The 24553-nt window shown below is 69.0% G+C and carries 19 protein-coding genes and 3 tRNA genes; 14 read left to right on the top strand and 8 right to left on the bottom strand.

The window, feature by feature from the left end; genetic code table 11:
* Window positions 1-140: 140 nt before the first annotated feature.
* The 3 genes from SSP29_RS17520 (at window position 141) to SSP29_RS17510 (ending at window position 4851) form a co-directional block, all read left to right on the top strand.
* Window positions 141-1403, top strand: a complete 1263-nt coding sequence (locus tag SSP29_RS17520) for an NAD(P)/FAD-dependent oxidoreductase (RefSeq protein WP_089101554.1) — start codon at window positions 141-143, stop codon at window positions 1401-1403.
* A 126-nt stretch (window positions 1404-1529) separates the two neighbouring features.
* Entirely contained in the window at window positions 1530-3446 is a 1917-nt protein-coding gene (gene dnaG / locus SSP29_RS17515; RefSeq protein ID WP_089101553.1) for a DNA primase, read from the top strand.
* A 103-nt stretch (window positions 3447-3549) separates the two neighbouring features.
* Window positions 3550-4851 (top strand): RNA polymerase sigma factor, encoded by a 1302-nt coding sequence (locus SSP29_RS17510; protein ID WP_089101552.1) that lies wholly within the window; start codon window positions 3550-3552, stop codon window positions 4849-4851.
* Window positions 4852-5047: 196 nt separating this feature from the next.
* Here SSP29_RS17510 and SSP29_RS17505 read toward each other — a convergent pair whose 3' ends face one another.
* From SSP29_RS17505 to SSP29_RS17490, 4 genes are all read right to left on the bottom strand, one after another.
* The gene (locus tag SSP29_RS17505) at window positions 5048-6976 is read right to left on the bottom strand and encodes an ABC transporter ATP-binding protein (RefSeq protein WP_089101551.1); all 1929 of its coding nucleotides are present in this window, start codon (window positions 6974-6976) and stop codon (window positions 5048-5050) included.
* A complete protein-coding gene (locus tag SSP29_RS17500; RefSeq protein ID WP_089101550.1) occupies window positions 6976-8709 on the bottom strand; it encodes an ABC transporter ATP-binding protein in 1734 nt (577 codons plus the stop codon). The genes SSP29_RS17505 and SSP29_RS17500 overlap by 1 nt, the downstream gene beginning before the upstream one ends.
* Window positions 8710-8872: 163 nt before the next feature.
* Window positions 8873-10327: an FGGY family carbohydrate kinase gene (locus SSP29_RS17495; protein WP_089101549.1), complete on the bottom strand. Its 1455-nt coding sequence runs from the start codon at window positions 10325-10327 to the stop codon at window positions 8873-8875.
* 160 nt (window positions 10328-10487) lie between these two features.
* A complete protein-coding gene (locus SSP29_RS17490; protein ID WP_089101548.1) occupies window positions 10488-10793 on the bottom strand; it encodes a hypothetical protein in 306 nt (101 codons plus the stop codon).
* A 132-nt stretch (window positions 10794-10925) separates the two neighbouring features.
* On the opposite strand from SSP29_RS17490, the gene SSP29_RS17485 reads away from it, so the two are divergent.
* The 5 genes from SSP29_RS17485 (at window position 10926) to SSP29_RS17465 (ending at window position 12299) form a co-directional block, all read left to right on the top strand.
* A tRNA-Asn gene (locus SSP29_RS17485) sits at window positions 10926-10998 on the top strand.
* A gap of 5 nt (window positions 10999-11003) precedes the next feature.
* A tRNA-Asn gene (locus SSP29_RS17480) sits at window positions 11004-11076 on the top strand.
* Between the two features lie 178 nt (window positions 11077-11254).
* Window positions 11255-11331, top strand: a tRNA-Ile gene (locus SSP29_RS17475).
* A gap of 330 nt (window positions 11332-11661) precedes the next feature.
* Window positions 11662-11895, top strand: coding sequence for a type II toxin-antitoxin system VapB family antitoxin (locus tag SSP29_RS17470; protein WP_089101547.1), 234 nt, complete (start codon window positions 11662-11664; stop codon window positions 11893-11895).
* Complete coding sequence (locus SSP29_RS17465; protein WP_089101546.1) at window positions 11892-12299, top strand: PIN domain nuclease; 408 nt, start codon at window positions 11892-11894, stop codon at window positions 12297-12299. The genes SSP29_RS17470 and SSP29_RS17465 overlap by 4 nt, the downstream gene beginning before the upstream one ends.
* A 657-nt stretch (window positions 12300-12956) precedes the next feature.
* Here the strand turns inward: SSP29_RS17465 and SSP29_RS17460 are convergent.
* On the bottom strand, window positions 12957-15929 hold the full coding sequence (locus SSP29_RS17460; protein ID WP_089101545.1) for a CRISPR-associated helicase/endonuclease Cas3: 2973 nt from the start codon (window positions 15927-15929) through the stop codon (window positions 12957-12959).
* Window positions 15930-16032: 103 nt separating this feature from the next.
* Between SSP29_RS17460 and SSP29_RS61695 the strand changes: the two genes are divergently transcribed.
* From SSP29_RS61695 to cas6e, 6 genes are read left to right on the top strand one after another with little or no spacing between them, the layout of a single operon-like run.
* Window positions 16033-16299, top strand: coding sequence for a type I-E CRISPR-associated protein Cse1/CasA (locus SSP29_RS61695; RefSeq protein WP_107436211.1), 267 nt, complete (start codon window positions 16033-16035; stop codon window positions 16297-16299).
* Entirely contained in the window at window positions 16245-17588 is a 1344-nt protein-coding gene (locus SSP29_RS17450) for a type I-E CRISPR-associated protein Cse1/CasA (protein ID WP_089101543.1), read from the top strand. The genes SSP29_RS61695 and SSP29_RS17450 overlap by 55 nt, the downstream gene beginning before the upstream one ends.
* Complete coding sequence (casB, locus tag SSP29_RS17445; protein WP_089101542.1) at window positions 17581-18138, top strand: type I-E CRISPR-associated protein Cse2/CasB; 558 nt, start codon at window positions 17581-17583, stop codon at window positions 18136-18138. Before SSP29_RS17450 ends, casB begins: the two co-directional genes overlap by 8 nt.
* On the top strand, window positions 18135-19514 hold the full coding sequence (locus SSP29_RS17440; protein WP_245883119.1) for a type I-E CRISPR-associated protein Cas7/Cse4/CasC: 1380 nt from the start codon (window positions 18135-18137) through the stop codon (window positions 19512-19514). The genes casB and SSP29_RS17440 overlap by 4 nt, the downstream gene beginning before the upstream one ends.
* A complete protein-coding gene (cas5e, locus tag SSP29_RS17435) occupies window positions 19511-20347 on the top strand; it encodes a type I-E CRISPR-associated protein Cas5/CasD (RefSeq protein WP_089101541.1) in 837 nt (278 codons plus the stop codon). The genes SSP29_RS17440 and cas5e overlap by 4 nt, the downstream gene beginning before the upstream one ends.
* Window positions 20344-21102, top strand: coding sequence for a type I-E CRISPR-associated protein Cas6/Cse3/CasE (gene cas6e / locus SSP29_RS17430; RefSeq protein ID WP_245883118.1), 759 nt, complete (start codon window positions 20344-20346; stop codon window positions 21100-21102). The genes cas5e and cas6e overlap by 4 nt, the downstream gene beginning before the upstream one ends.
* A gap of 1306 nt (window positions 21103-22408) precedes the next feature.
* Here the strand turns inward: cas6e and SSP29_RS17425 are convergent.
* From SSP29_RS17425 to SSP29_RS17415, 3 genes are all read right to left on the bottom strand, one after another.
* Entirely contained in the window at window positions 22409-22822 is a 414-nt protein-coding gene (locus SSP29_RS17425) for a PIN domain nuclease (RefSeq protein ID WP_089101539.1), read from the bottom strand.
* A complete protein-coding gene (locus tag SSP29_RS17420; protein ID WP_057615609.1) occupies window positions 22819-23088 on the bottom strand; it encodes a type II toxin-antitoxin system VapB family antitoxin in 270 nt (89 codons plus the stop codon). Before SSP29_RS17420 ends, SSP29_RS17425 begins: the two co-directional genes overlap by 4 nt.
* A gap of 457 nt (window positions 23089-23545) precedes the next feature.
* Window positions 23546-24427 (bottom strand): helix-turn-helix transcriptional regulator, encoded by an 882-nt coding sequence (locus SSP29_RS17415; RefSeq protein ID WP_089101538.1) that lies wholly within the window; start codon window positions 24425-24427, stop codon window positions 23546-23548.
* Between the last annotated feature and the right edge of the window lie 126 nt (window positions 24428-24553).

Below are 24553 nucleotides of genomic sequence, written 5' to 3'. Positions count from 1 at the left end.
CGACCTTCTGTGGCCTGATCGGGTCATGATCGCGTCAGCGGGGGTTACTCCCTCTTCCCGCATCACGCTGCGTGCGGGAGGCTCACAGTGCGGCGCATGTGGGCGGCATATGTGGCGGCACCCTTACGAGGAGGCATCAAGTGGTCGACGCGGACCAGACTTTCGTCATCGTCGGAGGCGGACTCGCCGGCGCGAAGGCGGCCGAGACGCTCCGAGCCGAGGGCTTCAGCGGCCGGGTGATACTGATCTGCGACGAACGCGACCACCCCTACGAGCGGCCGCCGCTCTCCAAGGGATACCTGCTCGGCAAGGCGGAACGCGACAGCGTCTTCGTGCACGAGCCCGCCTGGTACGCGCAGCACGACATCGAACTGCACCTCGGCCAGACCGTGGACCGCATCGACCGCGCCGCCAAGACCGTCCGGTTCGGCGACGACGGCACGCTGGTCCGCTACGACAAGCTGCTGCTCGCCACCGGGGCGGAGCCGCGCCGCCTCGACATCCCCGGCACCGACCTGGCCGGCGTCCACCACCTGCGCCGCCTCGCGCACGCCGAGCGCCTCAAGGGCGTCCTCGCCGCGCTCGGCAGGGACAACGGGCACCTCGTCATCGCGGGCGCCGGCTGGATCGGCCTGGAGGTCGCGGCGGCGGCCCGGACGTACGGCGCCGAGGTCACCGTCATCGAGCACGGGCAGACCCCGCTGCACAGCGTGCTCGGGCCCGAACTGGGCAACGTCTTCGCCCAGCTGCACGAGGAGCACGGGGTCCGGTTCCGCTTCGGGGTACGGCTCACCGAGATCGTCGGCCAGGACGGCATGGTGCTCGCCGCGCGCACCGACGACGGCGAGGAGCACCCGGCGCACGACGTCCTCGCGGCGATCGGCGCGGCGCCGCGGGTCGGGCTGGCCGAGGCGGCCGGGCTTGAGCTCGCCGACCGGGCGCAGGGCGGGGGCATCGTCGTCGACGAACGGCTGCGGACCTCCGACCCGGACATCTACGCGGCCGGCGACGTGGCCGCCTTCCCGCACGCGCTGTTCGACACGACGCTCCGCGTGGAGCACTGGGCCAACGCGCTGAACGGCGGGCCGGCGGCGGCGCGCTCGATGCTGGGGCAGGACGTCACGTACGACCGGGTGCCCTACTTCTTCACCGACCAGTACGACCTGGGCATGGAGTACAGCGGGTGGGCGCCGCCGGGGTCGTACGACCAGGTGGTGATCCGCGGGGACGCGGGCAAGCGGGAGTTCATCGCGTTCTGGGTGAAGGAGGGGCGGGTGCTGGCCGGGATGAACGTGAACGTGTGGGATGTCACAGAGCCGATCCAGAAGCTGATCACTTCGGGGGCCGTGGTGGACACGGATGCGCTGGCGGATCCGCATGTGCCGCTGGAATCGCTCGCCTGAGGGGCTGCCGGGATCTGCCGTCTCGCGGGTGCGGGTTGTGTGTGGTTGCTCGCGCAGTTCCCCGCGCCCCTGACGGGGCGCTGCACGCGCCCCGGGACTGTCGGTCCGCCCCCGTAGAATTCATCCGTGGCCGGACGGATCAATGACGAGGATGTGAAGGCGGTACGGGACGCGGTCCCGATCGACGCCGTCGTGTCCGAGTACCTCCAGCTGCGCAACGCGGGCGGCGGGAACCTCAAGGGACTGTGCCCGTTCCACGACGAGAAGTCGCCGTCCTTCCAGGTCAGCCCGAGCAAGGGACTCTTCCACTGCTTCGGCTGCCAGGAGGGCGGCGACACCCTCACCTTCGTGATGAAGGTGGACCACCTCTCCTTCTCGGAGGCGGTCGAGCGGCTGGCCGCCCAGGCCGGCATCACCCTGCGCTACGAGGAGGGCGGGTACAACCCGTCCCACCAGCGCGGGGAGCGGATCCGGCTGGTCGAGGCGCACAAGACCGCCGCCGTCTGGTACGCGGAGCAGCTCGCCACCAGCCCCGAGGCCGAGACCGGCCGCCTCTTCCTCGCCGAGCGCGGCTTCGACCAGGCCGCCGCCGTCCACTTCGGCGTCGGCTACAGCCCGCAGGGCTGGGACCACCTCACCCGCTATCTGCGCGGCCAGGGCTTCACCGACAAGGAACTGCTGCTGTCCGGGCTCTCGCAGGAGGGCAGGCGCGGGCCCATCGACCGCTTCCGGGGCCGCCTGATGTGGCCGATCCGGGACATCGGCGGCGAGGTCGTCGGCTTCGGCGCCCGCAAGCTGTACGAGGCGGACAACGGGCCCAAGTACCTCAACACGCCCGACACCGCGATCTACAAGAAGTCCCAGGTCCTGTACGGCATCGACCTCGCCAAGCAGCACATCGCGAAGGCCAGCCGCGCGGTCGTGGTCGAGGGCTACACCGACGTCATGGCCTGTCACCTGGCCGGGGTGACGACCGCGATCGCCACCTGCGGTACGGCCTTCGGCGGCGACCACATCAAGATCCTCCGCCGGCTGCTGATGGACAACGGATCGGCCCGCGTGATCTTCACCTTCGACGGCGACGCGGCCGGGCAGAAGGCGGCCCTGCGCGCCTTCGAGGACGACCAGAAGTTCGCTGCCGAGACGTACATCGCCATCGCCCCCGACGGCATGGACCCCTGCGAGCTGCGCCTGGCCAAGGGCGACGAGGCGGTCACCGACCTGGTCGAACCCCGCACCCCGCTCTTCGAGTTCGCGCTCCGCCAGATCGTCGCCCGCTACGACCTGGACACCCCGGCGGGCCGCGCGGCCGCGCTGGACGAGGCGGCGCCGATCGTCGCCCGGATCAAGAACAGCGGCGCCCAGCACGAGGTCGCCGTCCAGCTGGCCGGCATGCTCGGCATCCTCGACACCCAGTTCGTGGTGAAGCGGGTGGCCCAGCTGGCCCGTTGGGCCCGCGAGAAGGGCGGCGGCGGCAGGGGGGCCGGCGGCCCGGCGCGCGGCCCGCAGCAGCCGTCGTACGACAACGGTGCGGCCCGCCCCGCCGTCTCCGGGCCCGCCCTCAACCTCCGCAACGCCGTCTTCGCCACCGAGCGCGAGCTGCTGAAGCTCGCCCTGCAGCGCCCCGAGCTGGTCTCCCCGGCCTTCGACGCGTACGGCATCGACGAGTTCACCGCCGAGCCCTACGCGGCCGTACGCCAGACCATCATGGAGGCGGGCGGCGCCGAGTACGGCGCGCAGGATCCGCAGGAGTACCTGGTCCGGGTCCGTGAGGCGGCCGCCGACGACGGGGTCCGCGCGATGGTCACCGAACTCGCCGTCGAGGCGATCATGCGCCGCACGGTCGACGAGAACTACGCGGGCGAACAACTCGTGACCGTCCGCCGCCGCGCCGTCGACCGCCGTATCCACGAGATCCAGATCACTCTCACCCGCCTCGGCAGCGGCGGCGACCCGGCTCAACTCACCTCCGTGCAGAACGAGTTGTGGGTCCTCCAGCAGTACGGACAGGCGCTGCGCGAGCAGGGCCCGGCCGCCCTCTGAGCCCCGCTCGGCCGGCGGGATAACCGCGCGGTCACGGACCGGACGCAAAAAGTCACCGCACGCCCCTCGTGGCGGCGATGTGTCTTACCCCACACTGGGGGCGGTGCCTGAGTCCTCGGAGCGCGGCCGGCCCGTCCCGGACGGGTCCCACACCCCCGCCGTTCCACTCATCGCGTACGGGACGGACAGCGGCGAGGCCGTCGTCTCCGCTCCCGAAGTACCGCTGCCGCACTCCCTGGCAGCGATCATCCTGGAGGTCGCCCCCGTGCAGACCCAGACCCTGACCCAGACAGACGGCAGCAGCACGCTCACGGACGAGCCGGAAGCCGACAGCGGCGGCTATGCCGGCGTACCGCCGCAGAGCCGGGCCGCGCTGCACCCCGAGACCGAGCCGGAGGGCCCGCCCGCGGAGGAGCTCGCGGCCGACGCCCCCGACGCGGAGTCCGAGCCCGAGCCCGCCGAGTCGCGCGCCGCCGCCCGCGCCGACACCGCCGGCCCCTCCTCGGACCTGTTCCGCCAGTACCTGCGCGAGATCGGCCGTATCCAGCTGCTCACCGCCGCCGAGGAGGTCGAACTCGCCCGCCGCGTCGAGGCCGGCCTGTTCGCCGAGGAGAAGCTGGCCGGCGCCCCCGACCTCGACAGCGAGCTGGCGCTGGACCTGGACCGGCTGGTCGTCATGGGCCGCATGGCCAAGCGCCGCCTCATCGAGGCGAACCTGCGGCTGGTGGTGTCGGTCGCGAAGCGGTACGTCGGCCGTGGCCTGACCATGCTCGACCTGGTGCAGGAGGGCAACCTCGGCCTGATCCGCGCCGTCGAGAAGTTCGACTACGCCCGCGGCTACAAGTTCTCGACGTACGCCACCTGGTGGATCCGCCAGGCCATGTCCCGTGCCCTGGCCGACCAGGCCCGCACCATCCGGGTCCCCGTGCACGTGGTGGAGCTGATCAACCGGGTCGTCCGGGTCCAGCGCCGGATGCTCCAGGAGCGGGGCTACGAGCCGACGCCCGACGAGGTCGCCGCGCATCTGGATCTGCCGCCGGAGCGGGTGGGTGAGGTGCTGCGGCTGGCGCAGGAGCCGGTGTCCCTGCACGCCCCGGTGGGCGAGGAGGACGACGTCGCCCTCGGCGATCTCATCGAGGACGGCGATGCGGCGAGCCCGGTCGAGTCGGCGGCGTTCCTGCTGCTGCGGGAGCACCTGGAGGCGGTGCTGTCCACGCTCGGGGAGCGGGAGCGGAAGGTCGTCCAGCTGCGGTACGGCTTGGCCGACGGGCGCCCGCGGACGCTGGAGGAGATAGGGCGGATCTTCGGGGTGACGCGGGAGCGGATCCGGCAGATCGAGTCCAAGACCTTGAACAAGCTGCGGGATCACGCCTTTGCGGACCAGCTGAGGGGTTATCTGGACTGACGCCGGGTGCGGGTGCGTGGGGGTTGCTCGCGCCCACGCGGCGGTAGCCGCAAATCGATACAGCCCCGCGCCCCTTACGGGGCGCTCCCCAGCCGTGTCCTACATAGCTGCGGGCAGGCGTGCCGCAGGGCGGCACGGGTGGGCGCAGCGGCACCCGGCAAGCGCCGGTAAGCGTCCCCACCCGTGCCCAGCCACGTCAGTCCACCTCGGCCACCGCCTGCGCGAACTGCGCCTTGTACAGCCGGGCGTACGCACCGTCCGCCGCCAACAGCTCGGCGTGCGCGCCCTGCTCCACGATCGACCCGTTCTCCATCACCAGGATGGTGTCCGCGTCCCGGATCGTCGACAGACGGTGGGCGATGACGAACGACGTCCGGCCGTCCGCCAGTTTGGCCATCGCCTTCTGGATCAGCACCTCGGTACGGGTGTCCACGGACGACGTCGCCTCGTCGAGGACGAGGATCGTCGGGTCGGACAGGAACGCCCGCGCGATGGTGATGAGCTGCTTCTCTCCGGCGCTGACGCCCGTGCCCTCGTCGTCGATGACCGTGTCGTAGCCGTCGGGGAGGGTACGGACGAACCGGTCCGCGTGGGCCGCCCGCGCCGCCTCCTCGATCTCGCCCCGGGTGACCTCGCGGGAGGAGCCGTACGCGATGTTCTCCGCGATCGAGCCGCCGAACAGCCAGGTGTCCTGGAGCACCATGCCGATCCCGGCGCGGAGTTCGTCCCGGGACATGCGGGTGATGTCGACGCCGTCGAGGGTGATCCGGCCGCCGGAGACGTCGTAGAACCGCATCAGCAGGTTCACGAGCGTCGTCTTGCCGGCGCCGGTCGGGCCGACGATCGCGACCGTGTGGCCCGGTTCCACCGTGAGGGAGAGGTCCTCGATGAGGGGCTTCTCCGGGTCGTACCGGAAGGACACGTGCTCCAGCGCCACCCGGCCGCGCAGCTCCGCCGGACGCTCGCCCGGGACCGGGTCGGCCGTCTGCTCCTCCGCGTCGAGGAGTTCGAAGATCCGCTCGGCCGAGGCGACCCCGGACTGCACCAGGTTGGCCATGGAGGCGACCTGGGTCAGCGGCATCGAGAACTGCCGGGAGTACTGGATGAAGGCCTGGACGTCACCGATCGACAGGGCGCCCGAAGCCACCCGCAGGCCGCCGACGACCGCCACCAGCACGTAGTTGAGGTTCGACACGAACATCATCAGCGGCTGCATCACACCGCTGTTGAACTGCGCCTTGAACCCGGCCTCGTACAGCGCCTCGTTCTGCTCGGCGAACTGCTGCGCCGACTCCGCCTGCCGGCCGAACACCTTCACCAGGGTGTGCCCGGTGTACATCTCCTCGACGTGGGCGTTCAGCTTGCCGGTGGAGCGCCACTGCTGCACGAAGTGCGGCTGCGAGCGCTTGCCGATGCGGGTGGCGATCAGGAACGACAGCGGCACGGTGGCCAGGGCCACCAGGGCGAGGATCCAGGACACCCAGAACATCACCGCGAGCACGCCGATGATGGTGAGCAGCGAGTTGATGAGCTGGCCCATCGACTGCTGGAGCGTCTGGCCGATGTTGTCGATGTCGTTGGTGGCGCGGGAGAGCACCTCGCCGCGCTGCCGCTTGTCGAAGTACGACAGCGGCAGGCGGGAGAGCTTCGCCTGGACGTCCTCGCGCAGCCGGTACATCGTGCGGTTGACGGACCGGTTGACCATCCGGGTCGCCACCGCCATCAGGAGGCCGGCGGCCAGGTACGTGCAGAGCGCGAAGAGCAGGACGTGGCCGACCTGGTCGAAGTCGATGCCCTTGCCCGGGGTGAAGTCGGTGCTCCCCAGCATGTCGGCGACGGTGTCCTGGCCGCGCTCGCGCATGCCCGCCAGCACCTGGTCCTTGGTGGTCCCGGCGGGCATCTGCTTGCCGATGACACCGGCGAAGACCAGGTCGGTGGCCTTGCCGAGGATCTTGGGGCCGATCACGTTGAGGGTGACGCTCGCGACCACGCAGACCAGCAGCAGGTAGATCGTGAACTGTTCGGGTTTGAACCGGGCGAGGAGCCGTTTGCCCGAGTTCTTGAAGTCCATCGAGCGCTGGTCGGGGCCGCCCCCGGCCATCATGCGTCCCATGGGCCCGGCCATCAGGCAGCCTCCGCTTCGGTCAGCTGGGAGAGCACGATCTCCCGGTAGGTCTCGTTGCCGGCCATGAGTTCGTGGTGGCGGCCGGTGCCGACGACGCGTCCCTCGTCGAGGACGACGATCCGGTCGGCGTCTCTGATGGTCGCCACCCGCTGGGCGACGATGACGACGGTCGCCTCGGCCGTCTCCTCGGCCAGCGCGGCGCGCAGGGCCGCGTCGGTCGCGTAGTCGAGGGCGGAGAAGGAGTCGTCGAAGAGGTAGATCTCCGGGCGCTGCACGAGCGTCCGGGCGATGGCGAGGCGCTGGCGCTGGCCGCCCGAGACGTTGGTGCCGCCCTGGGCGATGGGCGCGTTCAGCCCGCCCTCCAGGTTCGAGACGAAGCCCTTGGCCTGCGCCACCTCCAGCGCGTGCCACAGCTCCTCGTCGGTGGCGTCCGGATTGCCGTACCGAAGGTTGGTCGCCACGGTCCCGGCGAACAGGTACGGCTTCTGCGGGACCAGGCCGACGGTCTTGGCGAGCAGCTTCGGGTCGAGGCCGGAGACGTCCTCCCCGTCCACGAGGACCTGGCCGTCGGTGGCGTCGAAGAGGCGCGCCACCAGGCCGAGCAGGGTGGACTTGCCGCTGCCGGTGGAGCCGATCACGGCGGTCACCTCGCCGGGCCGGGCCACCAGGTCGACGGCCTTGAGCACCGGCTCCTCGGCACCCGGATAGCAGAAGCCCGCGGCCCGGATCTCCAGATGGCCGTGCCGGCGCAGCTCGGTGACCGGCGCGAGCGGCGGGACGACGCTGGACTCGGTGTCCAGGACCTCCTCGATGCGCTCGGCGCAGACCTCCGCGCGCGGCACCATCATGAACATGAAGGTGGCCATCATCACGGACATCACGATCTGCATGAGGTAGGCGAGGAAGGCGGTCAGATCGCCGATCGCCATCTGGCCGCTGTCGATCCGATGGGCACCGAACCACACCACCGCGATCGACGACACGTTCACCGTCGTCATGACGATCGGGAACATCAGCGCGAGCATGTTGCCGGTGGCCAGCTGCATCTCGGTCAGGTCGCCGTTGGCCTTCCCGAACCGGCCCTGCTCGTACTCGTCGCGCACGAACGCGCGGATCACCCGGTTGCCGGTGATCTGCTCGCGCAGCACCCGGTTCACCGTGTCGAGCCGCACCTGCATGGCCCGGAACAGCGGCCGCAGCCGGCGCACGATCAGCGCCACGGAGATGCCGAGCACGGGTACCACGGCGACCAGTACCCCGGACAGCGGAACGTCCAGGCCGAGGGCGAGCACGATGCCGCCGACACACATGATGGGCGCCGACGCCATCAACGTGAACGCCATCAGGACCAGCATCTGGACCTGCTGTACGTCGTTCGTCGTACGGGTGATGAGCGAGGGCGCCCCGAAGTGACCCACCTCACGTGACGAGAAGGACTGCACCCGGTCGAAGACGGCGGCCCGTACGTCCCGGCCGAGCGCCGACGCGGTCCGGGCGCCGTAGTACACCGCACCGATGTTGCACACGACCTGTGCGAGCGAGATGCCGATCATCAGGGCACCGAAGGACAGGATGTAATCCGTGTCACCCTTCACGACGCCGTTGTCGATGATGTGTGCGTTGAGCGTGGGCAGGTAGAGGGTGGCGCAGGTCTGCAGGAACTGCAGCAGCACCAGGATGGAGATGGGTTTCCTGTAGGGCCTGAGATAGGTCCGCAGAAGTCGTATGAGCACGCTACGTCTCTCGGAGTCGGCGGTGGGGGCGGGTTCGCTTGCCCGGAAAGGCGGGGCCGCTTGCCCTAGGCCCCTATCGTCCGACACTCCACCCGCGTTACCTCAACCGATTAACCCGACAGCGGACGTGCACGGGCGCACACAGGCGCACGTTTCGCGCCGTTTACGACCGGAACGCCCCCGGATGGGTCTGCTCCCGCACCGAGACGAACTGCTGCCGGACCGCCTGCCCGACCGCCAGCTCGTCACCGGGCTCCAGCACCTGCGCCGCCGCGCCCTGCCACACGGGCGGCGTACGCGGGTCCAGGGTGCCCTGTGAGACCCCGAGCGCCCAGGCCGCCTGCCGGGCCGCCCCGATCGCCGCGTAGTCCGCCGGCTGCGGTACGACGACCTGCGTGCCGAACAGCATCGGCGCCGCCGCCTGCACGGCCGGCAGCTCGGCGGCCTGCCCCAGCAGGAAGATCCGCCGCACCTCCACGCCCCGGCCGCGCAGCACGTCCAGCGCGTCGGCGAGGCCGCACAGCATGCCCTCGAAGGACGCCCGCGCGAGATGCTCGGCCCGCATCGACTCCCGGCGCAGCCCGGCCAGCGTCCCGGCGGTGTGCGGCAGGTTCGGCGTCCGCTCGCCCTCCAGATACGGCAGCATGACCAGCCCGTGCGACCCGGGCGTCGACTTCATCGCCAGGTCGGAGAGGGCCTCCAGATCGGACAGTCCGAGCAGCTCGGCGGTGCCGCGCAGGGCCCGTACCGCGTTGAGCGTGGTGACGACCGGCAGGTGCATGCCGGTGGCGTCGGCGAGCGAGGTGATCATCCCGGAGGTGTCGGCGAGCGCCTCCGTGTGCACGGCCATGACCGACCCCGAGGCGCCGAGCGACACCACGGCGTCCCCGAACCCGAGCCCCAGCCCGAAGGCGGCGGCCATGGTCTCGCCGGTCCCCGCGGAGATCAGCAGCCCCTCCGGGGTGGTACCGGCCGCGTCGGACGGGCCGATCACCTCGGGCAGCATCGTCTGGTGCCCCAGGGCGAGTTCGACGAGGTCGGGCCGGTAACCGCCGGTGGCCGCCGACCAGTACCCGGTCCCGGAGGCCCCGCCCCGGTCGGTCGTCCGCCTGACCGGCCGCCCGAGCAGCTGCCACACCAGCCAGTCGTGGGCCTGCAGCAGTACGGCGGTCCGCCGGGCGTTCTCCGGCTCGGTCTTCGCCAGCCAGCGCAGCTTGGTGACGGGCTGCGCGGCCTGCGGCACGGATCCCACCGCCTGTGCCCAGGCCTCCCGCCCGCCCAGCGCGTCGATGAGATCGGCGGCCGCGACCTGGGCGCGCTTGTCGCCGCCGACCATCGCGGGGCGGACGGTGTTGCCCTGGGCGTCCAGCGGGACCAGCGCGTTCTGCTGCGCGGACACGCCGATGGCCTGCACGCCCTCCAGGAGCCCGCCGCCGGCGGCCTCGCCGAGGGAGAGCAGCCAGGCCTGCGGGTCGACGTCACTGGGGCGCGCGGCGCCGTCCGGCGTGTCGACCGGGTGCGGTGCGTATCCCTGGCGGAGCACCGCGCCCGTGTCCGTGTCGCAGACCACGATGCGTGTGAAATCCGGTGAGCTGTCCAACCCGGCGACTATCCCCATGCCCGAAATTCTGCCGCACGCGCCGCTGTGGTTCGGCCGACGGGCGCCTTCTGGGGGTGGGTGCCTGGTGTCGGCGTGCGAGTGCGGGTGCGCTGTGGCTGGTCGCGCAGTTCCCCGCGCCCCTTGGGTGGGTAAGCCCGGCCGGCGTCAGAAAGTGCTGTCAGGTGTTGCTCGTGCCCCAGTCGTCCTCGGCTACGCCGTTGGTGTTGCGGTCGCGCAGGGAGCGGACCCGGGCCGCCACCGAGTCGGGCATGTGGTCGCCGACCTTCACGCTGACCGTGTGGAAGGCCTTGCCGGCGTAGACGCGGCCCTGCTGGGCGGCGGTCTCGGCGGTGTTGCGGACGGCCGGGTTCTGGGCGACCTGGCGGGCGGACTTCTTCAGCTGTTCGTAGCGCTCTCGTCCGGCCCGCGTGCCGAGCACGTAACCGAGAGCGAGCCCGAGGACGAACGTGAGCTTGTAGCGCATGGCGGCCACCCTTCCGACGTGGGGGAGAACCGATTGGCGGAGCACCCCCCTGCTTGCGCTAATGTATGTGTCGCAGCGAGCGGGCGCCCCCTGGCGAATACCCAGGTAGGTACGTTCGATGCAACGAGGCATTCCTCCGTAGCTCAATTGGCAGAGCAGCCGGCTGTTAACCGGCAGGTTACTGGTTCGAGTCCAGTCGGGGGAGCTCGGTCCTCCGTAGCTCAATTGGCAGAGCAGCCGGCTGTTAACCGGCAGGTTACTGGTTCGAGTCCAGTCGGGGGAGCATGCTGAACGAGGACCCCTTGCGGGGTCCTTTTTCATGTCCGCGGGAACCGCCGGGCCTGCACCGATGTCCTCAAGGTCGTGAACGCCCGCGGTAGCCGACCAGCCGAGGCAGGAGATCGTATGAGCGGCTATGCTGCGGCAGACGGCGCGCACACATGTACGCGACACGCCGCTATGGGGCGGTAGCTCAGCCGGTTAGAGCAGCGGACTCATAATCCGTCGGCCGTGGGTTCGAGTCCCACCCGCCCCACCACTCGCTACGCGAGAAGAACCGTTCTGATCAGGCACTTTCCTGGTCGGGGCGAGGGAGTGAGGGTCCTGGCGACCCTGTCGTGATCATGATTTCATGATCGTCTGGACAAATTCTGGACGCCGATTCCGGTCAAGTCGGGCATGGCGCCTATGGGTTATTTCGTGTCGGCGTCGAGCAGGCCTCCGCCGGCTCGTCTCGTGGCGGGAATAAGCCCATGGGAACGCCTCGGCGTTCGGCGCTGCCCTCGGGCGGTCTGTTTGTGGTCTATGCCCGTGCCGGATGTTGGTGATGTATCCTGGGTGCATACATCGCGGATGTTGGAGGTGTCCGGTGTCCGTCACACAGATTGATCTGGACGACGAGGCGCTGGCCGAGGCCATGCGACTTATGGGTGCCACGACGAAGAAGGAGACCGTCAACGCGGCCCTTCGGGACTACGTGGCGCGGATCAAGCGGCTTGAGGCCGCAGAGAAGCTGGCCGCGCGAGGTTCGCGTGGCGAGTTCGAGAAGGCCGCAGCGGCGCGTGACGCCGAGAAGCGTGCCCGGCGTGAGGCCTTCGAGTGATCACGTATCTAGTGGACACCTCGGCTCTGTGGCACCTGTTCCGCACCCCAGGCGCGCTGCGCCCCTGGGAGGGGCACATCGCTGCCGGGGTGTTCCACCTCTGCGAGCCGACGCGGACCGAATTCCTCTACTCGGCAACCAGCCCGTCTCATCGAGATGAGCTGGCGGAGGAACTGGACGCGCTCTGCCTGCTCTCTCCAGTTCCGAAGAACGCCTGGCGTTGGGTCGACACCGCCCAGTACAAGCTGACCCAGCGGGGCCAGCATCGGGCGGCTGGAGCGATTGACCTGCTGGTGTGTGCGACTGCTGTGCACCACGGCCACACTGTTCTCCACGTGGATAATGACTTCGCGACAGTGGCCGGAGTCCTCAAGGAAGTTCAGCAGCGAGACGCACGAGTCTGATCGCCCTGTGCCCGGGGCCGACTGTTGGTAGAACACCCGTATGGGCCCCTCTCCGAGCGATCCCCGCGTGCGCGGAGCCGCTGCCGGGTGCCGTCACCGGTATAAGCCCGACTGAGCTATCCCCGCATACGCGGGACCCATACCTCGGGCAGGTCCAGGCCGTAGCCCCCAGCGGATCTATCCCCGCGTGCACGGGGCCCACTACGTGCGCGCAGTGACGGTGACGGGCGGGGAACTATTCCCGCGTGTGAGGGGTCAACGCCGTTCAGACCGCGTACGACAAGAAGTTCGAGGAGCTATCCCCGTGTGTGCGAGGCCTACGTGTGCAGGTCGTCCAGCGTCGTGGCGACGTAGGAGTTATCCCCGGTACGCGGGGTCGACAGCATCGCGATGGACTCGCTGATGTCCGTGAAGGAGCTATCCCCGCGTACGTGGGGTCGATCCGTCGGCCCACACAGTGGTGGTGTCGTCGGCGGAGCTATCCCCGCGGGCGCGAGGCCGGCCGCTGTGTCGACGCGATGACACACAGCGCGCGGGAGCTATCCCCGCGTGTGCGGGGCCGAAGGTCAGAATGGACGCGCTCTTGACCCATGCCCATGTGGGGCTAGGGAAGCACCCTAGCCGTTGCGGGTCCGCTGGCTGAACTACTTGTCGTGCTCACCTGGTCAAGCCAGTGACGGGATTGCAGGTGAGGCCGGTGGGGCCGCTGATGCAAGCCCCAGTGCTGGGATTCAACAGGGCGACGTAGCGGCTTCGCAGGGCCGCGCGGGGGACGGCCGGCCAGGTCTCGGGCAGAGGGAGGGCGTTGATTCCGGTGAACCAGTGTGTGGGCAGGGACGCGGTGTTGAGGAGAAGGTCTTTTTGCTGTCGGCGGCGGGCGGGGGAGTCGGCGCCATGGCGGGCGAGGTCAGCGCGTCGCTGTCCGGAGGGGTCGTAACTGAGGATGCCATTTGGCTGCTTGTACAGGAGGATGGCGTCGATCGGAGGCTCACTGAGACGGGAGATTGCGCGGAGGCCGGCGACGCCGTCGCTGTCGCCCGAACCGTGGCTCTTGCCGGATGCAAGGTCGGTCACGGAAATTGACTTGCCGCGGCGGGTGAAGGGGCGGAACGCACGGCTGAGGGACTGGCCCTCCTCGTTGCCGTGGTCGCTTTGCAGGCGGCGTGACGTGCGGTCGAGAATCTCGCCGAGGGTGCCGACGACGGTGGGTTTCGGGCCGTAGACCTCTTCGATCAATGAGGTGGTGTCTGCGGGCGTGATGAGATGCACGGTGCCGTCCTCGCGGGCGCGTTGGCTGAGGGCGTACCAGGTGGCGGCCAAGAGGTAGGGGGGATACACGTGGCCGTCAGGGTTGCCCTGAGGCCGTGCTTCGCCTGGGTTCGGGGGTTCGACCACGGGCAGTTCGTCGGCGCCAGGCTGGGTGAGAATGGTCATGCGGGGCTTGCGGAACGCTTCGGGCCGTGAGGAGTCATTGACTTGGTGCCGGTGGACTCGGCCGCGGCGCTGCATGAGGGCGTCAATTGGCGCGAGGTCGGTGTAGATCCGGTCGAAGTCGATGTCGAGGGACTGCTCAGCAACTTGCGTGGCGATGACCAGAAGGCGGTCGGGCCGCTCGGGGTTGTGGTGGGCGCGGTCCTTGCCCGGGCCGAGGCGCCTGGTCAGTAGGCCTTCACCAGGGAGTCGGTAGCGGGGCAGGTTCTGGCCGTGCAGGAGCACGATTTCTCTTGGTGACCATCCGTGCGTCTGGGCGCAGTGTGTGGCGGCTCTGTATAAGTCGACGGCTGTGGCCACGCGATTGCGGATGACGACGGTGATTCCGCCTTTTCCGGCCTCGTTCATGAGGCGGGCGGCGAGGGCGGCCGTGCCGGGATCGGGCAGGAAGTCGATGAAGGTGTGCAACTCCGACCCGGCGGTCCGTTCGCTTTCGCTGCTTCGGTCGGTGTCGTCGGTTTGGCCGGTGCGAGTGATGGTGCCGTGTTGGTCCACGACGGTGATGGGGCCGGTCTGATCTGTGGGTGTTGTAGGGACGCGGTGGCCGTCGCACCATGCCCGGATGAGGGCGGTTCGTATGGCGGTGGGCAGGGTCGCGGAGAGGACGACGACGGACGCGCCGGCGTCGGCGAGCCATGCGATGGCGGCTTCGAGGAGTCCTTGCTGGAAGAGCTCGTACGCGTGGGCCTCGTCGATGATGAGTGTCTTGGCGGCGAGGCCGAACATGCGCAGCATCCAGTGATGGCTGGGCTGGGCGGCGAGGGCCACCTGGTCGACGGTGCCGACGGCGAACGGGGCGATCAGGCCCAGGCAGCGGCGCAGGTACCAAGGACTGAGGACTGCCCGGCGCTGCAGGGGGTCGTCGGGGCGGGGAGTAGAGATGAAGTCTTCGAGCCCGTCGAGTGCCGCCTGTGCTCGGGTTCGCTCGGCATCGAGGAGCTGGTGGACGAAGTCGGTTGCCTCCGCCGTGGCGTGGACGACGGCGAGGTTGGCCGTGTTCTGCTCGCCGAGGGCCCGGTTCATGAAGACGGCGATCTCGCGGGCCGCTTGATTGGCGGCGGCCCGGGTCGGCAGGGCCATGTACAGGCCTTGGTATCCGCAGGTGACGGCGAGGTGGTGGGCACACCACAGGGCGAGGCGGGTCTTTCCCGATCCGGTGTCGGATTCGACGATGACGAGTGCGGGGCCGGTGGCGGGCAGGGCGGCCATGGCGGCAGTTTGGAAAGGGCGCGGCGGGGTGTCGGGGAAGAGGTCGCTCCAGTCGGCGGCGCGCTCGGGCTGCCAGGCGTCCAGCCGCAGTCGCGTGACCGCGGCGCGGGCCTGCATACCGGAGGTGTGCCACCACTGGGGCGGGCTGGTGGTGAGGGTTCGGTAGGTGAAGTGGGATTCGTCGGAGGCGATCCAGTCGGCGAGGATCACCAGCCCGGCGAACAGCACCATTGCGCTGGGGCGTTCGGGCGTCACCAACCGGGGGAGGGTGGCGAGGTCGACTCCGATCAGGTCGGCCGTGTCCTGGATGAGTTCTGAGTAGATCGGTAGCCAGGCGGTGATGTCGGCCGCCATGGCCGCGCGGCCGATGGTGTCGGGGCTGGGGATGTCTCCGTGGTGGCCGCCGAGGAGGGCAGCGGCGGTGTGGAGTCCGGTTGACGGCGAGCCGCTCCCGCCGCAGTCCTCGCAGGTGCAGCCGAGGAGTCGTGGCAGGTGTAGGGCGGTGATGTGCTCGTGCCGCGCGCCGGGCTGGGCGTCAAGGTCCTCTCCCAGAGGAAGACCAGCAGCGCGTGCCTGCTGCTCCCACATGGCGCGGGCCTGCTGCAGGTAGGAGCCGTCCCACTGGCTGGTGCCGAACATACGCAGGAAGCATCCGGAGCCCTTACCGAGGTCGTGCAGGGCGGCCAGCAGCATCACAACTCGGCGGGCCGTGTCCTCGCGGCCGCCGCCGAACGCGTCGGCAAGCCGGGCCCAAGCGGTGAGGGGGAGATAACGGTCCCACAGCTGAGCGACGCAGGCGGCGGTGTCGAGAGCGTGAGCAAGCAGCGGATTCCAAGCGGGGCCGCCCCTACGACGACTGATTCTGCGCTGGTCGGTCTTGGCCCAGATGAAGAAGTGCCGTCGCAGTGACCAATTATGACTTATCGTCATATCCCTCCCCCGAATGGTGCTAGTGTCGCCACCCTCAACGACGCTGCCAACAGAGCACGTCCTTTTATAAGTCCAACTCCATCTGGAAGGAGGTGGAAACAAGATGCGATGGGAACCGCGCGATCAAGCATGCATCCCGGCACTGACAGTCGGCTCTGACCTGCAGCGCGTCAAGCTGAACCTGGTCGACGTGTTCCGCCGGGCCGACGAGCTGGCCGCTGTCTGCGGTGACACCCCGGGGGAAACAGCCGCGCTGATCGACTGGCTGATCGGCCTGATCTACGCGGCGGATCAGCATCCCGAGACTTCCGACGAATGGTTGTCGTGGGTCACCGGCCGCACGCCCTTGGACAAGGTGCCGACTGGATAGCTGGTCACTCCGGCTGCTGGGACCTCTTCGACCCCGAGCGGCCCCTCGGCCAGAACCCCGTCCTCCGCCCTCACCTCGATACTTATGGTGTCGGGCCAGCTCAGCTCTTCCTGGAACGGGTCGGGGACTACAACCAGTTCTTCAACCATTACCATCTCCATCACCCGGAGCCCGTACCGGCGGATGCCGCATGGCGTGCGATGCTCACCCAGCACGCGTACGGGATCGGGATGCGCGGCAGGATCAAGGCCAAGGACATGGGGCTGCCGGGGACCTTCACCAACCTCGGCACCAACCGACTGGCCACCCGCCTGAAGGTCATCGCCCGTCCTGCCTGGCCAGGAGCCACCCTCGGCGACCTGCTGCGCGTCAACACCGCCCCGTGGCCGCATGAACCCGGGCCGCTCAACTTGACGTGGAATCAGGATTCCTCGCGACGAGACTTCACACGGCCGGGACCACAGCAAACCCGCTCCCCGCGAGGCCCGGCCGATCTACACACCGTGCTCGGCCGCTCGATCGCGCTGCGGCCGATCGTCCTTCCCGACGGCCGCGTCGGTGTCGACCGGGTACTCATCGGCGCCGGTGAAACCCTCTCCGAGTTGTCGGCTGCGTATGTGCCGGACGCTGTCACCTTCGAAACCCCGGGCGGGAAGAAGACCCTGCTCAAGCCGTCACCCACGCGTGATCTGTGGCGGGAGTCCCAGGCTCTGTACGCGGCCGTCGCCGAGCGCGACAAGGGCACCGATCTGTACGGCCGGGTCGCAATGCTGCACGGCCGCCGAGTCCACCTGTGGGCCATCGGCCTGCTCGCCACCCAGGGCAAGCTGACTAGCTGGGTGTCAGACGAGTTCCCGTACGTGCCCGGCCGAGAGACCCAGCTGCGCCACGCCGCCGAGCAGGGCTCGGCGATCTGCGAATACACCGCGCGCTCCCTGTACCTCGCGGCGGCGGCCGCACGCGAGATCGCCTACCCCAATCCCAAGCCGGACGACAAGGCCGCCCAGCTCGCTCGCTTCAACGGCGAACCTGAGATGTGGGCCGGTGCCGCCGACCTGTTCCACCACCTGCTGGACCAGGTTGTTGACACCGGCGCCACCATCGAGGCCCTGGCCACCTTCGGCTGCGACATCCGCGCCCTGGCCATCACGTCTCTCGACGGGCGGCTGACCAGCCTGCCCCCAGGAGGCACCGGTCTGCAGGCCCGCGTCACCGCGCGCGCCCGGCTCCGCGCCCTCCTCGGCCACAGCAAAGCGCCTGTCCAGTTGAAGGAACCCGCAGATGCCTGACCTCGCCCCGACCGCCGGCACAAAGCCGCCCGGCACCCAACTCTCGATCTGGCTGTGCGGCCTGGTCCATACACACAAACTCGGTGCTCTCGCCGCGCTACGCAGACCAAACCCGCCCCGACGCACAGAGGCTCACCACATCGCCGCGGGCTTCGCCCCATCCGAAGAACATGAGCAGATCTACCAATTCACTGCGTTCCTCTTCGCTCGCTACCACGCCGGAGCCCTCCGCCCGCACTACGGATATGGCGACGTGGGCACGGCCATGCGAAAGATCGGCAGCGGTGCCGGCCGCGGCCCCGCCGACCCTGGGGCCAAGCGGCTACTGGACCGGATCACCGCATCCCGCGAGATCCCCTGGTCGCACCTGCAGCACGCCATCGAACGAGCCCGCGCCTGCGACACCGCCCCGCCGTCCTGGGCCCAGCTCCCCGATGACCTGGCCCGCTGGAAGACCCGGGACCGGTTGAGGAGCCGGAACCGGTCCGTCGCCGACACCTGGGGCTCCTCCTTCTACACGCCCACCCACACGAAGAGGACAACCACGTGACCGCCCTGAACACCCCGGCCGCGGAGCTTCTCACCGGTGACCAGTACCTCTCCCTCCACCTGCTGGAGACATTCACCGCCGCGCTTCCCGTGCGTGACGAGAACGGCATGCCCAAGCAATTCGTCTTCGGCGGCGACCCTCGCACGATGATCACCGCACAAGCACGGCGACGTGCCGAGCGCACCCACAGCCGCGAGCGCGCCAACGCCGGCCAGGGACCACTCGCCGGATACACCATGGGCATCCGCACCCGCGAATGGGCCAAGCTCACCGCCAAGGCGCTCGCCGATCGGTACGGATGGGACCGGGCCGATGCCTTGGCCACCGCCAAGGCCCTACTCGAAGGCGTCGGCCTGAAGTTCGGCGCCAAAACCACCACCCGCGACCTCACCCAGGTACTGCTGTTCGCACCCGAGGACGCCGGGCAGGTCATCGCCGACTGGATCCAGGAGCACCGCACCGAGGTGACCGCCTGGACCACCGACTACCTCAAGGCCAGGGAAGCGGGAAACGCCGCCGAGGCCGAGAAGAAAGCCGCAGCTGCGGCTGCCAGGAAGGCAAAGAAGAACGGCACAGAAATCCCCGCCCCCGCTGCCGACGACCCCAACAACGAGGAGCAGCTTCCGCCTCTCCCCCGGAAGATCCGCGAGGCGATCCTTTCCGCACTCGCTCCCCGCGACGCGATCGACATTGCCCTGTATGGCCGGTTCCTCGCCGAGATCGCCGACTCGCCCAACGTGGACGGCGCCATCCAGACAGCGCACGCTTTCACCGTCCACGCGGCCGAACACATCGACGACTTCTACGCCGCAGCCGACGACGCCAAGCTCCACCGCAAGGCCCACGCCCTGGACTACATCGACGCCGCCGACGACTCCGGCGCAGGCATGACCGGCTATCAGTCGCTCATCTCCGGCACCTTCTACCGCCACGCGGTCCTCGACCGCTACAAGCTGCGGATCAACCTGCTTGCCTCCGGCATGAAACCCGACCAGGTACAGGCCGCCGCCGAAGCCGCCGAACTCGAATTCGTCGAGGGGTTCACCAACGCCATCCCTCAAGCCAAGAAGAACACCACGGCTGCAACTGGCGTTCTTCCCAAGCTCGTCATGGCCTTCACCGGGGCCCGACCGTTCAACTACGCCGGGATCTTCGAGAAGCCGATCGCCGAAGAGATCGATGGCATGGTATCCGTCGCGGCCGCCGACCGCCTCCTGAACCAGCACGCTCTCGTTCTGCGAAAGCGCACGGACATCTCACCCGCCCAGGTGCTCACCTACGACCTCGACGTACAGGAACTCATCGACTCCCGTACGGCCGCCGGCACCCTGCCCGGAGTGGAAGCCAACAGCATCGAGGAGCTGACCAGCCGGTGACCGCCGTGCTTCTGCTACGCCTGGCCGGTCCGCTCCAGTCGTGGGGAGCCCTGGCCCGGTTCGACCGTCGCGACACCCTCAACCGGCCGACGAAGTCCGGGGTGACCGGACTCGTGGCCGCGGCCCTCGGCCTGGACCGAGCAGACGACCTCGGCGCGCTCACCGACCTGCGCTTCGCTGTACGGGCCGACCGCCCCGGCACCGCCGTCCGGGACTTCCACATCGTCGGCAGCGGCACTTACCCGCTACGCCCCCGCGACTTGATCACCGACCACCGCCGGGCCGACAAGGCCGCTGCCGCTCTCGACACCAGCACCGGTCCCGTGTTCGGACACCTCACCGCCCGCTCCGTCACCAAGTGGTACGGCGCCCCGAAAGAAATCGCCCCGGACCCGAAAACCGGGGTTCTCCTGGCAGGCAACACCACGCGCGACGCAATGATGACGACCCGCTGGTACCTGGCGGACGCCGCATTCGTCGCGGCTGTCGAACATCCGGACCAGGACCTCCTGCACGGCATCAGCCACGCCGTGGAACACCCCAAACGCCTTCTTTGGCTCGGCCGCAAGTCCTGCCCCCCAAGCGGCACCATCTCCGGCGGCGTCCACCCAGGAACCGCCGAGACGATCCTCACCACGACCGCGCTCCTGCCCAATGCCACCAGCCAACAGCCATGGGCATGGATCGAAGCCACCCCCGGCACCCCCGGGGCCACGCAGAGAACAGACCAGCCCGTCACCTACCACCCCGAACACCGCACCCACACGGCTCGGTGGGAGACCCGCACCCGCATCAGCCCCGAGCCGACCATCGGATGGGACATCATCCCGTGAGCACCGCCCGACTGATCACCTGCCAGAGCATCATCCAACTCGACCTCAACCACACCTATGCCGCGCCCGCCCTCATAGATGCCCACCACATGCATCGCATCGTGATGGGCGGCTTCAAAGGCTGGGTCCCAGACGGCGCTGATGCCCCTCGCGCGCAAGTCGGCGTTCTGTCCACCTGGTCCGCCAACTTGGCGACACAAACCCTGCTGCTCATCGTCCAGTCACGCGTACGCCCCGACTGGACCGCCATCCCACGTGAGGCCCTCTGCGCCCCAGTCGACATCCGTACCGTCGACGAGACCATCAGCACCGGAGACCGATTCACCTTCCGCACCGTGGTCTCCCCGACCAAGACGCGGGCCGACCTCAAACAGAACGGCAAACCTGTCATCAAGCGGCTCCCGCACGTCCTACCCGCACACGTGCGCACGTGGTTCGAGGACCGCCTCCAACCCGCCGGAATACCTGACACCGCGCCGAGCGGTATCCCCCGCATAGGTGCCGACGCCGAGCGGACCACCCTTGCCATCCGGATGCTTCCGCCGGTCAGCACCGACCACCACAAGGGACTGAAGATCACCCGTGCCGAAATTCGTGGGACCCTCACCGTCACCGACCCGGCCACATTCACCAAGACCATCACTACCGGCCTGGGCCGCGCCCGCGCCTACTCCTGCGGCCTCATCCTGACCAGACCCACCCAGGAACAAACCGAAGTTCAGGCAGGCATACCGCACCTCGACACGAGTGCATGAAATCGCAGCTGATAGCCGCGAACGTGCCAGCTCAGGGAGAGTCGGCCCCGCGCACGCGGGGATGGCCCACGGTTCGGCGGGTTCGTCTACAACGCGGACGCCGTCGGCCCCGCGCACGCGGGGATAGCTCCGTGTGCCGCTACCACGGCGGAGCCGCCTCGCAATCGGCCCCCGCGCGCGGGGATAGCTCGATCGGGGTGCCCTACATCGAGCACGTCAGGGCGTCGGCCCCGCGCACGCGGGTATAGCTCCCAGGCAAACCGGCGGCACATGTAGACCACCGCGTCGGCCCCGCGCACGTGGGGATAGCTCCTACATCTACTGGTGGATGCCGGACGAGCGGCCGTCGGCCCCGTGCACGCGGGGATGGCTCCGATCTACATACCATGCACACACGCGGTTACCAGTCGGCCCCGCGCCCGCTGGGGTCGCTCCGCGTCGATGTGCCCTTGGTACAGCCGCCGCTGCTCGGCCCCGCACGGGGGGAAGCTCCAAGGCCAATGCCTATGCGGGCGAGGTCATATTGCTGGCCCCGCGCGCGATGAGATAGCTCCTCCACGGTGTGGGGGATCATGAGCTGCTGTTGGCCTTCGCGCGGGGATAGCCCGTACTGCGTCATCGTTGAGGCGACGGAGGAAGTGTCGGCCCCGTGCACTTGAGGGGCGATCCACCTGCCTTTGAGTCGCTGCGCGTTGGAAAGGGAATCCGCTGCGCATGGTTTCGAGACCCTCTCCCCAGCTGGGGAGAGGGTCCTTGAACCGGGTGTGCGTGTCCATCCGGGACGCATTCGGGACGCAGGTTGGACACAAGGATCGGAAAAGACTGACAAGGGCAGAGGGAGAGTGAGGTGCCAAACCTTCGTCTGACCTGGGAAAACGGCCAAGATGAGCATTGATCGACAAGGGTCGCCAAGATCCTCAAAGGACTCATAATCCGTCGGCCGTGGGTTCGAGTCCCACCCGCCCCACTGTGTAGGTCTGCGACCTGCGAAAACGCCTCATCTGGGGTGCGTATTCAGGTCGTTGGTTCACGGGGCTGAATCCGCTGCTCGTGAGTTCAACTCGGTGGCGGTCGGTGTGCGTTGAGATCGCTTTGGCCTGCGCGGTCGTATCGGCCAACGGCTGGAGGACGGCGTCGTGGGTGGGCTGTGCGAGCGTCTGAACGTCGCATTCTGGACGCTGGCTGGACGCGGGGATTCGGAAGTTGCTTGGTGACCTTGGGTGTCGGGAGACGGCCCGGGCCCCTGAGTGACCGCCAGGCGGCCTGGTCGGTCAGAAGCTCGGTGCCCGTCGGTGCCGCGCGAGCTCTACTGCCTGAGGTCGATCGTGCGGACCGGCTGCCCTGTCGTGCGGGCGATCGTTTCGAAGTCGCGGTCGTGGTGGAGCAGAGTGAGTCCCGCTTCTTCCGCGGCTGCGGCCACCAGGAGGTCCACCGGGTCCGCGCTGCGGTGTTCTCCCTTGGCGGTCAGCTGTTCCTGGATGACGCGGGAGCGGCGGTAGACACCGTCGGGCATGGGGCACCAGGCGTAGTGGGCGTCGAGTGCCGACTTCAAGCGGGCGCGGTCCGTGGCCGAGCGGGCCGAGTAGAGGACTTCCAGTTCGGTGAGGTCGCAGATCGCGACGAGGCCGGCGGCGATCCTGTCGTCCCATTCGGCCGTGTTCTGGCGGAGCAGGACGCGGGCGAGGGCGGAGGTGTCGATGAGGTAGTCGGCGACTGTCACTCGTGCGCTCCGGTGTCGCGGTCATCGTCCGCCGCGCCCGCGCCCGCGCTCGTGGGGCGGTATGCGCTCTTGTCCAGCAGTAGGTCGATGTCCAGAGCACCCTCGGCCACCAGTTCGCGGGCCTCGTCGAGTGCTCGCAGACGCCGGTAGCGGGCCGTGACTTCCCGCAGTGCGGTGTTGATGGTGTCGCGTTTGGTAGAGGTGCCGAGCTCTCTGGCAGCTGCTTCCAGCGCCTCGTCGTCGAGATCAATGACCGTCCGACTCATGGTGGCCTCCTCCAACTTGAGTGTATTAGGCGAAGTGTATCAAGATACAAGATCTTTTATATATTCCAAGGTGCGGGGCCGCAACCGTTCGTGTGGGCCAGGGACTGGCCAGTCGGCGGGCAATCCGTCTTCGACGGGACCGCTGGCCAGAAGGACCGTGGTGCGGTCGGGCAGCCTGTACGCCTCGTTCGACGGATTGAGCACGCACACGAGGCCGGGAGCGCGGTGGAAGGCGAGGGTGTCCGGCGGGTGTTGAGCCAGGTCATGGTGCTGCCGCTGACGGCAGGGTGCTCGCGTCGAATGTGCAGGGCGGTGCGGTACGTCGGCCGTGGGTTCGAGTCCCGCCCGCCTCGCTGTGCAGGTCTCTGACCTGCGGAAATGTCTCGCCAGGTGTGCGGATTCAGGGCTTTGCGTCACGGGGCTGAATCCTCGCCCGGCCGGTCCGAGCGATCTCCCCTCACAGCGTCGCGGAGGTGCTCTCGACCTCAGGTGCGGCCGCGCTGCCCAGCAGGCGCAGGGCCGCCTCGGAAGGTGAGCCCGGTTCGGCCGTATAGGCGATCAGGCGCTGGCCGGACGAGCCGGGGATGACGAGGTTCTCGAAGCTCAGGTCCATCGTGCCGACCAGCGGGTGACGCAGCTGCTTCACTCCCGAGGTACAGGTGCGCACCGGATGGCGGGCCCAACGGGATGCGAACTCATCGCACTGAACGGTGAGTTGGCCGACCAGTTCGGTCAGCCGGCGGTCGTCGGGGTGGCGGCCGGCGATCAGCCGCAGCGAGGCGACCGCGAGCTGCGCCTCGTCGTGCCAGTCGGTGTACAGCGCGCGGTAGCGGTCATCCAGGAACAGCATCCGCGTCACGTTGGGCCGGGTGGCCGGCGTCTCGCCGCTGTCCGCGGGCAGATGCGCGGCGAGCAGTGCGTGCCCCAGCCGGTTCCAGGCCAGTACGTCGTTACGGCGGTCCAGGACCAGCGCCGGCACCTCCGACATGGCCGCCAGCAGCTGCCGTGCCGAGGGGCTGGCCTGCTCCGCGCGGGGTGTGGTGGGGCGGGCAGCGGTGGCGGTGGGCCGGGCCAGGTCCTTCAGGTGCGCGGTCTCGTCGTCGGTCAGCCGCAGGGTGCGCGCGATCGCGTCCAGCACGGAGTCCGAGGCGCTGAGGACACGGCCCTGTTCGAGACGGGTGTAGTGGGTGATGCTGACCCCGGCGAGCATGGCCAGCTCCTCGCGGCGCAGCCCGCTGACCCGGCGGCGGGTCGGATGCGGGGTGATGCCGACGTCCTCCGGGCGCAGTGCGGCACGGCGGGACCTGAGGAAGTCTCCCAGTTCGGACGGAGCGTCCATCGATGCCTCCCGATCACTCCCCTTCATGATGCCCACCCGCCGGGCCAGGCGTGAGCCATAAGGGTGGTCATGCGATGACCACCCTTGCGCTGACTGTGCGAGACAGGGTGCTGGCCGGGTCCCCGG

Origin of the sequence: Streptomyces hyaluromycini (genome assembly GCF_002217755.1) — a bacterium.
GTDB classification, from domain to species: domain Bacteria; phylum Actinomycetota; class Actinomycetes; order Streptomycetales; family Streptomycetaceae; genus Streptomyces; species Streptomyces hyaluromycini.
This window is presented reverse-complemented; position numbering and strand designations above follow the sequence as displayed.

Excerpts from the sequence above, each read along its gene's own strand:
- SSP29_RS17450 (WP_089101543.1), top strand. The coding sequence starts at position 16,245 with ATGGTTGTCGTGGGTCACCGGCCGCACGCCCTTGGACAAGGTGCCGAC.
- SSP29_RS17415 (WP_089101538.1), bottom strand. The coding sequence starts at position 24,427 with ATGGACGCTCCGTCCGAACTGGGAGACTTCCTCAGGTCCCGCCGTGCC.
- SSP29_RS17420 (WP_057615609.1), bottom strand. The coding sequence starts at position 23,088 with ATGAGTCGGACGGTCATTGATCTCGACGACGAGGCGCTGGAAGCAGCT.
- casB (WP_089101542.1), top strand. The coding sequence starts at position 17,581 with ATGCCTGACCTCGCCCCGACCGCCGGCACAAAGCCGCCCGGCACCCAA.
- SSP29_RS17460 (WP_089101545.1), bottom strand. The coding sequence starts at position 15,929 with ATGACGATAAGTCATAATTGGTCACTGCGACGGCACTTCTTCATCTGG.
- SSP29_RS17505 (WP_089101551.1), bottom strand. The coding sequence starts at position 6,976 with ATGGCCGGGCCCATGGGACGCATGATGGCCGGGGGCGGCCCCGACCAG.
- SSP29_RS17495 (WP_089101549.1), bottom strand. The coding sequence starts at position 10,327 with ATGGGGATAGTCGCCGGGTTGGACAGCTCACCGGATTTCACACGCATC.
- SSP29_RS61695 (WP_107436211.1), top strand. The coding sequence starts at position 16,033 with ATGCGATGGGAACCGCGCGATCAAGCATGCATCCCGGCACTGACAGTC.
- SSP29_RS17490 (WP_089101548.1), bottom strand. The coding sequence starts at position 10,793 with ATGCGCTACAAGCTCACGTTCGTCCTCGGGCTCGCTCTCGGTTACGTG.